At 37.6% G+C, this 14,531-nt stretch carries 17 protein-coding genes; 4 read left to right on the plus strand and 13 right to left on the minus strand.

Going from position 1 to position 14,531, the window contains the following annotated elements:
* Positions 1 to 60: 60 nt before the first annotated feature.
* Positions 61 to 822 carry a creatininase family protein gene (locus tag Q4597_RS12890; RefSeq protein WP_303406501.1) on the plus strand — a complete coding sequence of 254 codons (762 nt, stop codon included), beginning with the start codon at positions 61 to 63 and terminating at the stop codon, positions 820 to 822.
* A 37-nt stretch (positions 823 to 859) separates the two neighbouring features.
* On the opposite strand, the gene Q4597_RS12895 is transcribed toward Q4597_RS12890, so the two are convergent.
* Genes Q4597_RS12895 through rsfS form a run of 6 tightly spaced genes read right to left on the minus strand, consistent with a single transcriptional unit; the run spans position 860 to position 5,649 of the window.
* Entirely contained in the window at positions 860 to 1,126 is a 267-nt protein-coding gene (locus tag Q4597_RS12895; protein ID WP_215441934.1) for an acyl-CoA-binding protein, read from the minus strand.
* Positions 1,101 to 1,784: a phosphatidylserine decarboxylase family protein gene (locus tag Q4597_RS12900; protein WP_215441933.1), complete on the minus strand. Its 684-nt coding sequence runs from the start codon at positions 1,782 to 1,784 to the stop codon at positions 1,101 to 1,103. The genes Q4597_RS12895 and Q4597_RS12900 overlap by 26 nt, the downstream gene beginning before the upstream one ends.
* The gene (locus Q4597_RS12905) at positions 1,774 to 2,577 is read right to left on the minus strand and encodes a phosphatidate cytidylyltransferase (RefSeq protein ID WP_303406502.1); all 804 of its coding nucleotides are present in this window, start codon (positions 2,575 to 2,577) and stop codon (positions 1,774 to 1,776) included. Before Q4597_RS12905 ends, Q4597_RS12900 begins: the two co-directional genes overlap by 11 nt.
* 3 nt (positions 2,578 to 2,580) lie before the next feature.
* A complete protein-coding gene (locus Q4597_RS12910; protein ID WP_215912531.1) occupies positions 2,581 to 3,195 on the minus strand; it encodes an LUD domain-containing protein in 615 nt (204 codons plus the stop codon).
* Between the two features lie 57 nt (positions 3,196 to 3,252).
* Entirely contained in the window at positions 3,253 to 5,256 is a 2,004-nt protein-coding gene (gene ftsH, locus Q4597_RS12915; protein ID WP_303406503.1) for an ATP-dependent zinc metalloprotease FtsH, read from the minus strand.
* Between the two features lie 9 nt (positions 5,257 to 5,265).
* Positions 5,266 to 5,649 carry a ribosome silencing factor gene (gene rsfS / locus Q4597_RS12920; protein ID WP_215441929.1) on the minus strand — a complete coding sequence of 128 codons (384 nt, stop codon included), beginning with the start codon at positions 5,647 to 5,649 and terminating at the stop codon, positions 5,266 to 5,268.
* A gap of 93 nt (positions 5,650 to 5,742) precedes the next feature.
* On the opposite strand from rsfS, the gene Q4597_RS12925 reads away from it, so the two are divergent.
* Positions 5,743 to 6,474 carry a biotin--[acetyl-CoA-carboxylase] ligase gene (locus Q4597_RS12925; RefSeq protein ID WP_303406504.1) on the plus strand — a complete coding sequence of 244 codons (732 nt, stop codon included), beginning with the start codon at positions 5,743 to 5,745 and terminating at the stop codon, positions 6,472 to 6,474.
* On the opposite strand, the gene Q4597_RS12930 is transcribed toward Q4597_RS12925, so the two are convergent.
* Positions 6,475 to 6,867, minus strand: a complete 393-nt coding sequence (locus tag Q4597_RS12930) for an SRPBCC family protein (protein ID WP_215441927.1) — start codon at positions 6,865 to 6,867, stop codon at positions 6,475 to 6,477. It abuts the gene before it with no gap.
* 7 nt (positions 6,868 to 6,874) lie between these two features.
* Positions 6,875 to 7,516 (minus strand): orotate phosphoribosyltransferase, encoded by a 642-nt coding sequence (gene pyrE / locus Q4597_RS12935; protein WP_215912534.1) that lies wholly within the window; start codon positions 7,514 to 7,516, stop codon positions 6,875 to 6,877.
* A gap of 7 nt (positions 7,517 to 7,523) precedes the next feature.
* Between pyrE and Q4597_RS12940 the strand changes: the two genes are divergently transcribed.
* Complete coding sequence (locus Q4597_RS12940; protein WP_303406505.1) at positions 7,524 to 8,111, plus strand: NUDIX hydrolase; 588 nt, start codon at positions 7,524 to 7,526, stop codon at positions 8,109 to 8,111.
* A gap of 1 nt (position 8,112) precedes the next feature.
* Here Q4597_RS12940 and Q4597_RS12945 read toward each other — a convergent pair whose 3' ends face one another.
* From Q4597_RS12945 to Q4597_RS12965, 5 genes are all read right to left on the minus strand, one after another.
* Complete coding sequence (locus Q4597_RS12945) at positions 8,113 to 9,888, minus strand: M14 family metallopeptidase (RefSeq protein WP_303406506.1); 1,776 nt, start codon at positions 9,886 to 9,888, stop codon at positions 8,113 to 8,115.
* Positions 9,889 to 9,922: 34 nt separating this feature from the next.
* Positions 9,923 to 10,327 (minus strand): two-component system response regulator, encoded by a 405-nt coding sequence (locus Q4597_RS12950; RefSeq protein ID WP_215441923.1) that lies wholly within the window; start codon positions 10,325 to 10,327, stop codon positions 9,923 to 9,925.
* Positions 10,314 to 12,167 carry a PAS domain S-box protein gene (locus Q4597_RS12955; RefSeq protein ID WP_215912536.1) on the minus strand — a complete coding sequence of 618 codons (1,854 nt, stop codon included), beginning with the start codon at positions 12,165 to 12,167 and terminating at the stop codon, positions 10,314 to 10,316. The genes Q4597_RS12950 and Q4597_RS12955 overlap by 14 nt, the downstream gene beginning before the upstream one ends.
* A gap of 202 nt (positions 12,168 to 12,369) precedes the next feature.
* On the minus strand, positions 12,370 to 12,825 hold the full coding sequence (gene coaD / locus Q4597_RS12960; RefSeq protein WP_303406507.1) for a pantetheine-phosphate adenylyltransferase: 456 nt from the start codon (positions 12,823 to 12,825) through the stop codon (positions 12,370 to 12,372).
* A 36-nt stretch (positions 12,826 to 12,861) separates the two neighbouring features.
* Positions 12,862 to 13,845 (minus strand): D-alanine--D-alanine ligase, encoded by a 984-nt coding sequence (locus Q4597_RS12965; protein WP_303406508.1) that lies wholly within the window; start codon positions 13,843 to 13,845, stop codon positions 12,862 to 12,864.
* 94 nt (positions 13,846 to 13,939) lie between these two features.
* Here Q4597_RS12965 and Q4597_RS12970 point away from each other — a divergent pair, with 94 nt between their 5' ends.
* The gene (locus Q4597_RS12970; protein ID WP_215441919.1) at positions 13,940 to 14,527 is read left to right on the plus strand and encodes a PASTA domain-containing protein; all 588 of its coding nucleotides are present in this window, start codon (positions 13,940 to 13,942) and stop codon (positions 14,525 to 14,527) included.
* The last annotated feature ends 4 nt before the right edge of the window (positions 14,528 to 14,531 follow it).

Genomic DNA, 14,531 nt, shown 5'->3' on the forward strand with positions numbered 1-14,531 from the left:
ATGTTAAAAGGAAGGGTTCTAAAGTGAATCTTGCTAAGTTTGTTGATCAAGAATTACATTATGAGACCTTATATTTTAGCAGAAACGAATTGGGAAGCTCTAAAGGACGAAAAGTTTGATTTGGCCATATTACCCTGGGGCGCTACAGAAGCCCACAATTATCATTTACCATATGCTACTGATAACATTCAGGCAGACCACATGACGGCGGAAGCTGCCCGTATTGCATGGGAGCAAGGGGTAAAGCCTATTGTATTGCCTACACTTCCGTTCGGGGTAAATACGGGGCAGTCCGATATTTATTTGGATATAAACTTAAACCCCAGTACACAGCTTGCTATTTTAACGGATATTGTAGAAGTGCTCAACAGGCAAGGTGTACATAAATTATTGATTTTTAATGGTCACGGCGGAAACAACTTTAAGCCCTTGGTTAGGGAGCTGGGGTACAAATTTCCTGAAATGTTCATTAGCTTTTGCTTCTTTCCACAAGCGTTGAACAAGGATTTATATTTTGATGAAAAGGGTGACCATGCCGATGAAATGGAAACTAGTCTTATGCTTTATCTAAGACCCGATTTGGTCTCCTCTAAGGATAAATGGGGAGATGGCGCATCTAAACAATATAAGATTAAATCTTTCTCCGAAGGTTGGGCTTGGGCAGAGAGAAAATGGTCTAAAATTAGTGAGGATACCGGGGTGGGTAACCCGCACAGCGCTACTAAGGAAAAAGGCGAGCGTTTTTTTAAGGATGTAACCCAGAAAATAGGTGGTTTTATCTATGAGCTTTGTAAAGCTGATATTAATGATTTGTACAAGTAGAATAATAATCCCTAGGAAATGGAATAGGGGCGGGTGATTACTTTTTTTTCCGTACCTCTGCCTTAACGAGTTTTATGTATGCTTTCATAGCATCATCTCGTTTGATGTTTTTGGCTTGAATAAGGGCATTTGCTTTAAATGCGTTGATCAGCGGCGTACTGCTTCCGGGATTACTATAGTTCTTGTTAGCTATTTTGTAATAGGCGTAGAGCTTTAGCAGCAGGTCGGCAGGCAACGGATCGGTATAGTTGTTCATAAACTCTACCGCCTTATCGAAATCAGTATGTAATTTCTCCTTCTTCATTCTTCTTTAGAACAGCCGCAACACAAGTTTCAGCGCCAATAACTTTCTGGTTTAATTTAACGGTAATAGCACAATCCAAAGGTAGGAATAAATCTACCCTTGATCCAAATTTAATAAAACCAGCATCTTCGCCTTGCTGAACATTGTCTCCTTCTTCCGCATAATTTACAATACGTCTGGCTAGAGCGCCTGCAATCTGTCTATAGAGAATATCCCCGAATTTAGGGGTACGGATAACCACGGTGGTTCTTTCGTTCTCCGTACTGGATTTAGGGTGCCAGGCTACTAAATATTTCCCTGGGTGATATTTTGAATATTTTACGGTTCCACTAGCGGGGTAACGGGTTACGTGTACATTGGTAGGGGACATGAAAATAGAAACTTGCATGCGTTTTTCCTTAAAGAATTCGGTTTCTTCAACCTCTTCAATAACCACTACTTTTCCATCTACGGGAGCTAATATTTCATCAAAGTTTTTTGCGGCCCTACGAGTCGGGTTCCTGAAAAACTGTAGTATCAAAATTAAAAATATAACAGCAATCAACTGAATGCCCATGCGTAGCCAAGGTATTTCAATGGCGTATTGAGAACCTAGTATAACTACGGCAACTATAAAAAAGGTGGTCAGAATAATTTTTTGACCCTCTCTATGAAACATGGGCGAATATTTTTAAGGTTAAGAACGCAAACGGTGCTGCAAATATTAAACTATCTAGGCGATCTAGCATTCCGCCATGGCCGGGTAAAATAGCACCACTATCTTTTACGCCCGCCGTTCTCTTAAATTTTGACTCTATTAAATCACCTAAATTGCCCGCTACAACTATTACAACGGCTAGAATAACCCATTGTGTCGGATTTAATATAGGTTCATAATTAGCCATAAAATAAGCCGTTCCTACGGCAAAAATCAAACCGCCAAGAGCACCTTCAACAGTTTTCTTGGGGGAAACCGCAGAAAACAATTTAGTACGTCCAAAGCTACGACCAACTATGTAAGCAAACGAATCGTTTACCCAAATTAAGATAAAAATACCTATAATTAGAAACTTGGCAAAGTCATTATTGGTATAAGGAATCATTGTTAGGAAAATGCATCCGCCTCCAACATAAAAAAGTCCTATTAAAAACTTTTGGGCGGTATTAAAGAGTTTCGTTCTTTTTGAGAAGAGATAAAACAGTAACATAAAGTTTACTGCCAGAGTGCACCCTAAAAGCACGTACACGAGTATCATGTCACTAACAAAATAGATAAACAACCACCATAGGATTAAGTATGCGGCATAAATGTGCAAGCCTTTTAAATCTACAAGTTTTTTGTATTCGTTGAGGCAGGCGAGCCCAAAAATCATGAATAAAAAATCAAAGGCATCTGAACTCAAAAAGACAGCGGACAACAATAAAAAGATGTAAACAGCTCCTGTAAGCGACCGTCTTAGAACTTCCTTCATGTTTTATAGGTCTTCCAAAAGTAAAAGATACAGGTTTTTAGAGCTGCTTCCGTAAGTTAGAAAATCATCTGAATTTCCTTCGTTGGCCTGAAAATGTTTTAATGTGGTAATGTTTGCAGGAATGTTATGGCCATACTTCTTTTTTATGGTCTTTAAGCCTTCCCCAATAGATTCAACTAGTTGGCTGGTAGTGGCAAAAACAATAACATTGTATGGTAATTCATTAAGCTTTTTGTCCATAAGTTGGTTGGAGCACACCAGTATAGAACCGTTTTGGGCTATTAAGTGCTCACAGGTAGTGAAGAAAACTTCGCTATCCTTACTTTGGTCCGTAAAGCCAATATTTTCTTTTGAGAATTTCTTTTTGAGCGTTTCGTTAATCACAAAGAAGGGGTGGTCCTGCCAACTATTCTCGTTTACGATATTTTTTACCGCTTGAGAAATCTCGGAAAACGAATCGCAGTAAAGAAATTTACCACCGTTTTGTTTAAAATGTATGGTAAATTTCTCGTCCACAGGAATGTTCAGATCGGGCATGTGTGCACCTCTGGTTTCCGCTGTTTCTTTGGAAACCTTCTTTTGCTTGCCGCCACCGAATAATTTGTCAAATAGCCCCATTTGCTCTTGTAAAACTCAATACGCGTTCTCTCTGATAAAAGAAAACGTTAAATATTCTTATTTATTTTCTTCTCCTTCTTCAGCTACTGTATCCTCGGAAGATAATAGGTCGTTAGAAATCTTTTCTTGCCCTTTTTCATCAAACTCTTCCCCAAAGGATCTTTTGCCAAAAATTTTCTCTAAATCTTCTTTAAAAATAACTTCTTTTTCTAATAATCTTTCAGCAAGAATGGTAAGCTTATCCTTATTATCCGTCAATACCTGAATAGCTCTCTGGTATTGCTCTTCTATGATTTTAGAAATTTCTTCATCAATCTTTTTCGCAGTGTCTTCACTATAAGGTTTAGAAAAACCGTACGAATCCTGTCCTGAAGAATCATAATAGGTGATATTACCTATTTCATCATTAAGACCGTAGATGGTTACCATGGCTCTGGCTTGTTTGGTTACTTTTTCCAAATCGCTCAAAGCTCCGGTAGATATTTTGTTGAAGATAACTTTTTCAGCAGCTCTACCACCCATAGTAGCACACATTTCATCTAACATTTGTTCTGGCCGAACAATTAGACGTTCTTCCGGTAGATACCACGCGGCACCTAAGGATTGTCCTCTTGGCACAATAGTAACTTTAACTAATGGAGCGGCATGCTCAAGCATCCAGCTTGTAGTAGCGTGTCCTGCTTCATGATAAGCAATAGTTTCTTTTTCTCCTGGAGTTATGATTTTATTCTTTTTCTCTAATCCGCCAACAATTCTATCAACAGCATCTAAGAAATCTTGTTTTGAAACTGCCTTTTTCTCTTTTCTAGCTGCAATTAACGCCGCTTCGTTACAAACATTGGCAATGTCCGCACCTGAGAAACCGGGTGTTTGTCTGGCTAAAAACTCAAGGTCTAAGGCCTCAGAAGTTTTGATAGGTCTTAAGTGTACCTCAAAAATTTCTTTTCTTTCCCTGATGTCCGGTAGGTCTACATATATCTGTCTGTCAAAACGACCTGCACGCATTAGAGCTTTATCCAACACATCCGCACGGTTTGTGGCCGCTAAGACAATAACATTGGTGTTGGTTCCAAAACCGTCCATTTCGGTCAGTAATTGGTTAAGTGTGTTTTCGCGCTCATCGTTAGAGCCTGTGAAATTGTTTTTTCCACGTGCACGACCAATAGCATCGATCTCATCAATAAATATAATGGCAGGCGATTTATCTTTGGCTTGTTTGAATAGGTCACGTACTCTAGATGCACCTACACCAACGAACATTTCAACAAAATCAGAACCGGATAACGAGAAGAACGGTACTTTGGCTTCTCCTGCTACGGCTTTTGCCAAAAGGGTCTTACCTGTTCCCGGAGGGCCTACTAGCAAGGCTCCTTTAGGTATTTTACCACCCAATGAGGTGTATTTATCCGGGTTTCTAAGGAATTCTACAATTTCTTCAACTTCCTCTTTGGCCCCTTCAAGACCAGCAACATCTTTAAACGAAGTTCTGGTGTCCGTTTTCTCATCAAAAAGTTTAGCTTTTGATTTGCCAATATTAAATATCTGACCTCCGGCACCGCCACCGCCACCGCCGGACATTCTGCGCATTAAATATATCCATATACCAATAATCAGAACAAAAGGTAATATGCCCAAAAGAAGGTCCATTAGATAGTTATTGTCTGTGTCATAATCGACAATAGTATCTAAATTGTTTTCTTTTTTGATGTTCTTAATTTCGTTCTCAAAGTTCTGCAGATCACCGTAATCCAATACGTATTGAGGTACAGCGCCTGTAGAAGGAAGGAAAGGTTTTTCGGCTACATCTTTGTGGACGTCCTTGGCCATAGCTTCTTCCGTAAGGAAAACCTTTGCTTGGCGTGTATTGGTAATGATCATTATTTCTTTGACATCACCGTTTCTAAGGTACTCCTGTAATTCCGAAGTTGTAGTTTTTCTGGTGTTGGCCAAATTGCCACTACCTATAAATTGAAAACCTATTAAAAGAATTGCTATCAATCCATAGATCCACCACGAGCTGAACTTCGGTTTCTTGTTATTTGTATTATTATCTTTAGCCATTATTATTTTTTACTGATTCAAACTGCTACTACTTTCTATTTTGGTTACTTTGGCGTCTCCCCAAAGCCCTTCAATATCATAATATTCTCTAACTTGTCTTTGAAAAACGTGCACCACAACGTTAACGTAGTCCATTAATACCCATTCGGCATTATCTTCGCCTTCTACGTGCCAAGGTTTGTCCTGAATGGTTTTACTAACGATTTTACGAATTGAACCTACTATAGCGTTTACGTGCGTATTTGAAGTACCATTACATATTATAAAGTAGTCGCAAACGGTGTTTTCTATATCTCTAAGATCAAGGAGATTTATATCTTGTCCCTTAACCTCTTCTATCCCCTGTAATATCAATGCAATTAGTTCATCTGCACTGGCTTTGCTTTTTTGCATTCAAAAATTTTAGTTTCTACAAAGTTATTATTTTTTTGTTCTTTTAGACCTAGTTTTTTATAATAGATACAATATATTCAAAATGAGCCTAGCATGAATATAATCAAACTTGATGCCACGGACTCTACAAACGCATATTTAAAGCGTTTGTTGTCTGATAGTAAACCAGCCGATTTTACGGTTGTTTGTGCCAAAGAACAGCAGAACGGAAAGGGGCAGATGGGTGCTAAGTGGGAATCTGATTCTGGTAAAAACCTTACCTTTAGTATGTTAAGAACGAATTTAGGGCTCCATCCCAATGATTATTTTCTTTTGAACATTTGTGTCTCATTGGCTGTTTATGACACGTTAAAGGCTTATCATGTACCTGATTTGGCCATAAAATGGCCCAACGACATTCTGTCAGGTACTTCAAAAATTTGCGGAATTCTCATCGAAAATATTCTTTCGGGAAAAGAGATAAATACCGCAATTATAGGAATAGGCCTAAATGTAAATCAAACCTTTTTTGGCGAGTTGGAGAATGCATCCTCATTGAAACTTATTTTAGGGCGGAATTTTGATTTGGATGAATTGCTTTTAGAGGTAATCAAGAACCTTAAGGCTATTTTTTTAAGCTCAAGAACGGATAGTGCAACGAGCCTTTGGGAAACGTACGAGGCGGTCCTGTTTAGAAAAGACAAGCCTTCTACGTTCGAGAATAAAGAAAATGAGTTATTTATGGGTTTTATTCGCGGAGTTTCGCCCAAGGGGAAACTGCAAATAGCCCTAGAGGACAATGTGCTAAAAGAATTTGATATTAAAGAAGTAAAACTACGCTACTGATTAAATCTTGGTTAAGTTATCGGACAATGTTCCCATAAAGTTGGTAATGGGGTGCTTGATCATCATAGCCATCATTGCGTTAAACTGGCCTTCAAAACTTAAAGCTACTTTACTTTCGTTATCACTCACAGAAATAATATCTGCCGTTAGTGTAAAAGGTAACTTGTCACTTGCCGCTCCCAATACAATTTGGCTGTTAGGGGTTTGAGATTGGCGTTGTAGAACAATCTGCGGCATGCCTTTAAGGGCAAAAAGGAAACGATCCTCGTTAATAACCTCAAACTTATCAATGTTTTCGGGCATTAATTTTTCAAAGTTCTTGAGGTCTGTTAAGAATTCAAAAACTTCTTTATCTCCTTTTGCTATATCTTTTTGAGGGGTTTCTATGTGCATATCAATATTATTGTTGCCATTTAGATGGATTTTTTCTCCACTCTAATAAGGTATTTAATTGTTCTTCTTTAATGAAATGGGTCTCTGAGGCTTGCTCTATCAGGTGGTCGTAATCGCTAAGGGTGTTCAAAGAAATATTCTTTTCTTCAAAGTTGGTCTGGGCTACATCAAAACCATAGGTAAAGATAGCTAACATTCCCTTAACGTTAGCACCGGAGTCCGTTAAAGCGTCTACAGCATTTAAGCTGCTTTTTCCTGTACTGATCAAATCCTCAATTACCACTACCGTCTGGTTGGCTTCCAATTGTCCTTCAATCTGGTTTTTTCTGCCGTGTGATTTGGGTTCAGGTCTTACGTAAATGAACGGAAGACCAAGAAAATCAGCTACTAAGGCACCTATTCCTATAGCTCCTGTGGCTACTCCGGCAATAATGTCCGGCTTGCCATAAAGCGCCTCTACCTGCTTTGCCATTTCTTCCCTAACAAAGTTTCGGATGACAGGGTAAGAGAGGATTATTCTGTTGTCACAATATATTGGAGATTTCCATCCGGAAGCCCATGAGAAAGGATTTTCCGGTTTCAACTTAATTGCATTAATTTGCAATAGAAGTTCGGCCGTTTTTTTGGCGGTATTTTTGTCTAAAACCATGACGCAAATGTATAAAGTTTTTGTGAACGAATTGCCTTTGATCTTAACAAATAAGCTCTCAGAAACTGGCGGTGGCGAATATTTTTTGCTAAACGAAGATTCTATCCAAGAAGCCATAAAGGCATTGAGGAAGAAAAAATTGACCGAAGCTTACATCTATCATCCTAACCATGAGGATATTCTAAAGAAATTTACGCATAGAATTCCGTTAGTAGTTGCTGCTGGTGGCGTTGTTACAAATGATATGGGCGAGGTATTGTTTATCTATAGAAACGATAAATGGGATCTGCCAAAAGGCAAACTGGACAAGGGTGAATCTATAGAAGCTTGTGCTCTAAGAGAGGTTATGGAAGAGACCGGGGTAAAAGATCTTAGAATTGAGAACTTTTTGAGAACTACCTATCATATATTCAATAATAATGGCGTGTATACTCTAAAAGAGGTGCACTGGTACGCTATGAGAACCAGTTATATAGGTAAGCTTAAGCCAGAAAAGAAAGAGGGTATTGTAAAGGTAAAGTGGAAGGGTCCCAAAAAGATTCAGGAGGCACTACAAAATTCTTATAATAACATTAAAATTCTTTTTGGAGCATAATTTATTTCTTCAAAACTCTATACACGGGGTATTGTAAATGGGCCGCTTCGTAATGGTCCGAGTGTTTAAAGAGATAGTCTAGTTGAGCATACCAATTAGTGTTGAAAACAGAATCGGTTGCTTTTTTGGACATGAAACTATCTTTTAAAACTTGATTTTCCTCTAATAACTTTATGGCTTCATCTTCAAAAACATAGGGTGAAAAGCCTTCTTTTTGCTGCAAAATAGAATCGAAAAAATTCCAATTGAAAAAAGAATCCTTTGTTTCAGGTTCCAAAGTTTCAATGATGTATCTAATCCCTTCTTGATCCGTAGGAATTAAAATATCGCCCTGTTGAAACTTTATTTTGCTTATTGAGCTTGAAATCTTAGTGTCATAATGAGGGTAGTGACCTTCATAAGGGTAGTTCAGGGTTTTATAACTATCTATTTTATAGGATTCCACGGCAAGCACTGTGTCCTTTTGTATGGTGTTGTAATGAATTTTGTTCAATTCTAAAAGTGAAAGAACTTTACGCCACCCTTTTTTTAGAATATAGGCCTCTGGAATTTCCACGGAATCAATAGGGGTATAAAAGTTTTGGTACGCAACTTTTTTGGTAAAAGGCTTTTCTCTGTTGTATTTTAATCGTTTGAGTCCGGTAACTTCACTGGTAATGGTGTCCCCTTCATATCCCTTAAAATCTAGGGTTGTAGTCTTAGTAGTGTCTATTTGCCATTGGGTAGGATAGTGCGTCCAATCCTTATGTCTGTGCTTAGCTTCTCCCCTTAGTTGTTTTATTTCTTTGTAATCGGTCTCCGCAAGATTTATCATTTTCGTCATGAGCTGGTAGGTGCCTTCTACTCTTTGTTTGTAGGGTTTTAGCATATGAGTCTCTACCATCATTCCAAAAGTGTTCCATAATGTAGTGTAACCTGTAGAGTATCTTGGGTAGTCCATGAATTGGGAAAACCCTTTTTCCGGAACTTGATTAAAAACATTAACATAAGGCGTAATGTCCCATTCTGAATCTCTAAGGGATTTTTCCAAGGAAGGCATCATTTTATTATGGATATAGTTGCCTAATTCACCGCCTAATTTGTTATGTTGTGTAAATAAGTGGGTTAAAGTATATTGATAATCAGCCCCATTACTAACATGGTTGTCGATAAATATATCCGGATTGACCATGTGGAAGATTTCAAAAAAAGTTTGGGCATTTTTGGTGTCACCTTTAATAAAATCCCTGTTTAGGTCATAGTTTAACGTATTTCCGCGAAAACCATAGGATTTTGGTCCGTTTTGGTTGGCACGTGTGGTGCTGTTTCTGTTTAAGGCTCCTCCAATATTGTAAATGGGAATAGTGACTAATACCGTGTTCTTAGGGGCCGGAAGTTTACCGGTGGCCAAATCTCTGTATAGTAACATGGTAGCGTCTATTCCATCACTTTCTCCGGGGTGTATACCGTTATTGATGAAAAGTAAGGTTTTGTTATTGCTTATTTTCTGAAAATTAAAATCGCCGTCCGGGTTATAGGTGATAATATGTAGCGGATAACCACTATCTGTATCACCAATGGTTTGCATATTTATTTCAGGAAACTCTTTGGCTAATCTAATGTAGAAGTCTATAGTTTCTAAATAGGTAGCCGTTTCGGAACCGTTACTGAGTTCAAAATGGGTTTTATAGTCGGCTGTTTTGTCCTGTTGTTCTGTTTCGCAAGAAAGAGAAAGTAATCCCAATACCAAAAGGGTGGCAGGTAGAAGAAAATAAGTAGTTGTAATTTTCCGTTGCATAAATCAAAAATAAGCAAAAACGAGTAAGCTTTTACTATGCAATTTTGGTAATCTCGGCAACGTGTTCTTTACGGATAGGTTTGTTGTTAAAGGTAATGGTGTGGCAGGTTTTCTTTTTAAAATCTTCCCAGTTGTCCAAATCAAAGGTGTCTATTGAGGATGTAATGATATTTACCCTAACTTTTTCTGTAAGAGGTAAAGTTATAAATTCATCCAAGAACTGCCAACCGTCCATAATTGGCATATTTATATCCAAGAAAATTACTTGTGGTACCTTTTTGTTTTGCTGAAGCCTATTTTTAATACCTTCAATCGCCAACTTTCCATTACGGTATACTGTAATATCATTGCAATCAACTACAAGACTCAGCATCTTTTGAATGCCAAATACCGTAATTGGGTCATCATCAATAATACAAATACTCTCAATTTTGTTCATTAAAATATATTTTGAAGGTAGTTCCTGCACCTACCTTACTGGCAACCGTTACTTTGCCGTTCATTGCTTCTATTTGGTTTTTGGTTATGTATAGACCAATTCCTCTGGAATCACTATGGTCATGGAAGGTCTTGTACATTCCAAATAACTTGCTTCCGTATTTTTTAAGGTCAATACCTAACCCGTTATCTTCAATAGAAAGCACTATGTACCCATTTTCGCTTATTGCGCTTAATGTAATTAAAGGTGGTCTGTCCGGATGTCTATATTTAACGGCATTTGTAATGAAGTTCATTAAGATGCTATCAATATATGCGGGAATGACTTTAATAGTGGTATGCTCGGATATGGCGTTTACTATTTTGGCATCGTGATTTATTAAAAATGCCTTTAAGTTCCGTTTTACGGAAACAATACGCTGGTTTAACCGAACTGGCTTTTTCTCAAGATTAATATTTGTATTTATTGCTACTACTTCATTTAGGTTTTCTAAAGTCTCAAGTAAATTGTCCGAAGCTTGGGTAAGCATTTTTATGATATTGGACTTTTCTTCTTCGTTCTTTTCGCTGGCAAGAAAATCCAATAGCATGGAGAAATTGGCGGTGTGCGAGCGTAAATTATGCGAAACGATATGAGCAAAATTCACCAATTTTTTGTTCTGTTGCGAGGTTACGTTAATTAGGTCTCGAAGCTCTTGTTCCTTTTGTTTAAGGTCAGAGATATCCATGCTAATACCTACGAGTCCTTGGGCCTTACCATTGTTACCTTTTAACGGTATTTTGGACGTAAGGAAAGTTGAGACCCTACCGTCTTTGGTTTCATTAATGGTCTCTCTGCCCAACATTGGAGTTAGGGTTTCCATAACTTGTAAATCCTCTGCTCTGGAAATTAAGGCTACCTCTTTACTAAAAAGCTCAAAATCATTTTTGCCCAATAGTTCTTCGGCGCTCTTTACGCCCATATAGTCACATTCCGATTTGTTCACTAGAATTTTTCTAGATTCCGTATCTTTTATGAATACGTTCAGTGGCAAATTATCTATTAACGTGCGTAATAATAGTTCGTTTTCTTTGGTCTTAGTTTCTGATTGAACTTGTTTTTCAATGTTTTGCAAAGTCCCTTTTATTCCTACAATTTTGCCGTCTGAGTAGGTTGGCATACCAGCTACCTGAACCCAGATTTCTTTTCCTTTAGAAGTTTTAAACTGTAATTTTTCGTTCCAACTAGTGCCTTTCGTCATGGTTTCATGAACCAGCATAGATACCGTGTTTCTGCTGTACCCGTCTTTATACGCGGATAAGGCGGAGTCAAAGGAAAATTCATAATCTTCCGGTACATCATGAATTTGGCGTATGACATCACAACAAATAAGTTTGTCATTTATTATATCATAATCCCAAACACCTATTTTGCTTATTTCGCACATGGCGTCAAGAAGCGATTGAAGTGTGTTTACTTGCTCCTCTTGAAGCTTTTTTTCTGTGATGTCTTCAAAATGAATGATGAGACCAACAATTTCATGGGTCTCGTTTTGCCATGCCGTGCAGGCCCACTTGTACCATTTTGAGCCAGTAGCACTGTTTAAATTATAGCTTACACTGGTGTCATTAGATTTGTCTGAAAGACATTGGTAAAGTGTGTTTTCCCAATTATCACTTAGAGTGGTGAAAAGTTCATTAATGGGTTTGCCAAATGTAGTTTCTGAATCAAATTCAAAATTGGAAAGGAACTTATCGGACGCGTAAATAACCTCGAACTTTTTGTTCGTGAAAACAGTGGCCGTGGGCAGCTGTTTTACTAGGGGGTTATTTAGTCTAATTTTCGTTCCGTTCAAGGTCATGGTGTAATTTCTGACTAAAATAGATGCATTTGACCTTATATCTAAACCTTTGTTGTGAATAGTATCAAACTCGTTGTGTTGTTCAAAAAAAAGGTTGTTTGGTCAAACAAAAAACTGCAATGTGTTGTATTTACCTACAAAATACAAATTTAATTTAATAAATCCTTATTTTAAAATAGATAATAGAAAGAAGAGTAAATGATTATGAGATACGTACAGTATCAGGTACAAGACTGGTATAGTCACCACCATTTCTAATTACATCTCGTACTATTGAAGAACTAATGTAAGATTTTCCTGAAGATGTTAATAAAAACACGGTTTCTATTTCTGACAATTTTCTGTTTGTATGCGCTATAGCCTTTTCAAATTCAAAATCTCCAGGGTTTCGTAAACCCCTTAAGATGAAGTCGGCATTTACTTTCTTACAAAAATCTACAGTGAGCCCTTCATAGGTGAGGACTTTTATTTTTGGTTCATCTTTAAAGGCTTCGGCTATGAACTTCATTCGCTGCTCTAAGGAGAACATATATTTTTTTTCGGCATTTACGCCAATAGCGATTATGATTTCATCAAAAAGGGTAATACCTCTTTGAATAATATCTGAATGCCCCAAAGTAAGTGGGTCAAAAGAACCAGGGAATATAGCGCGTCTCATGTATGAATGTTCTTGTTGGGTTGTTCTCTTATAAAGTTACCCTTTTTTATTTAAAGCTTCTTCCACGGCACTGGTGAATAATTCTTCTAGTGAAATCCCGGCTTTTTCCGCTTGCTGGGGTAGGATGCTTTCGGTAGTAAGACCAGGTGTTGTGTTCATCTCTAACATGAACGGCTCGTCTCCAATGAAAATGAATTCGCTTCTAGAGTACCCTTTCATTTTTAAAACCTCATAAGCGCGCTTTGCCAATTCTTCAACTTTTACTTGTTGTACTTTTGAAATACGGGCAGGGGTAATTTCTTGAGATTTTCCTTCGTACTTGGCTTCATAATCAAAGAAGTCGTTTTCAGATACGATTTCGGTAATAGGTAATACTTTGGTTTCTCCCTTATAGGTAATAACGCCAACGGAAACTTCGGTGCCGTCTAAAAAAGCTTCTATAATAATTTCATCATCTTCTTTATAAGCTTTTTCTATAGCGCTCTTTAAATTCTTTTGTTCATGTACTTTAGATATACCAAAGCTACTTCCGGCTTTGTTCGCCTTTACAAAACAGGGCAATCCCACCTTATTTATAATAGCTTCCTCATCTATTTCGTCGCCCAAGTTTAAATAATAGGATGGGGCGGCGTTTATTCCGTAAGGTTTTAGCACGCTTAAAAGGTCGCGTTTATTAAAGGTAAGTGCAGATTGGTAATAATCACATGAGGTCTGCGGAATATCCAGTAGTTCAAAATAAGCCTGCATTAGTCCGTCTTCACCTGGTGTACCATGTATTGCGTTAAATACACAGTCAAAGCGTAACGTTCCCGTCTCCAAACTAACGGTAAAGTCGTTTTTGTTTATAGGATGTTCGTTTTCATTATCATCTACATAAACCCATTTTTCTTTGAAAATGTGAATACGATAGGTGTTAAACTTATGTTTGTTGATGTAGTTATGTACCACATTTCCACTCTTGAGCGAAATTTTATATTCGCTACTATAGCCACCCATAATAATGGCAATATTCTTCTTCATACGACCGTTTAAATTTTACTCGATAAAACGAAACCGAAATTAAACAAAAAAAGCAACACGAGTTCACTATATTTGTTGCGTTAAAAGGAACCCAATGCGTAATTTCTTCAATTTTTTAAAAAGTAAAGTATTTTTTATCCAGATAGGTTTGGCCCTGTTGGTCTTGATCTTATTTGTTTTTTTTATGCTACGTTGGTTAAATTCAACCACTAATCACGGGGAATTTGTAGAAGTGCCCGACTTTTCAAAAATGTCCGTGCCTGAAATGCGTAAATCTGTTGAAGAGGCCAAATTGAGATATGAGGTTTTGGATTCCGCAAATTTTAATCCGGATTACCCTAGATTTTCCATTATAGAACAAAACCCACCTGCGGGTAATAAGGTTAAGGAAAACAGAAAAATTTATTTTACGGTAAACCCTTCTGGTTATAAAAAAGTTTCTGTTCCTAATATTATACAGGTTACTCAGCGTAATGCAGAATCTATGTTACGTGCCGTTGGTCTAGATGTGCAACGTGTTACCTACATAGATCAATTGGGTAAGGACATGGTCTATTATATAAAGTATAAAGGAAAGCAGATCAAGCCGGGCGATAAATTGCCAAAGACTTCTAAAATTGAGTTGGTTTGTGGCAATGGTTCCATAACCGAGGAGGCGAGGGTTCAAGCAGATTCAGAATAATTAG

The organism is Zobellia sp. 1_MG-2023, from assembly GCF_030549125.1.
GTDB classification, from domain to species: Bacteria; Bacteroidota; Bacteroidia; order Flavobacteriales; family Flavobacteriaceae; genus Zobellia; species Zobellia russellii.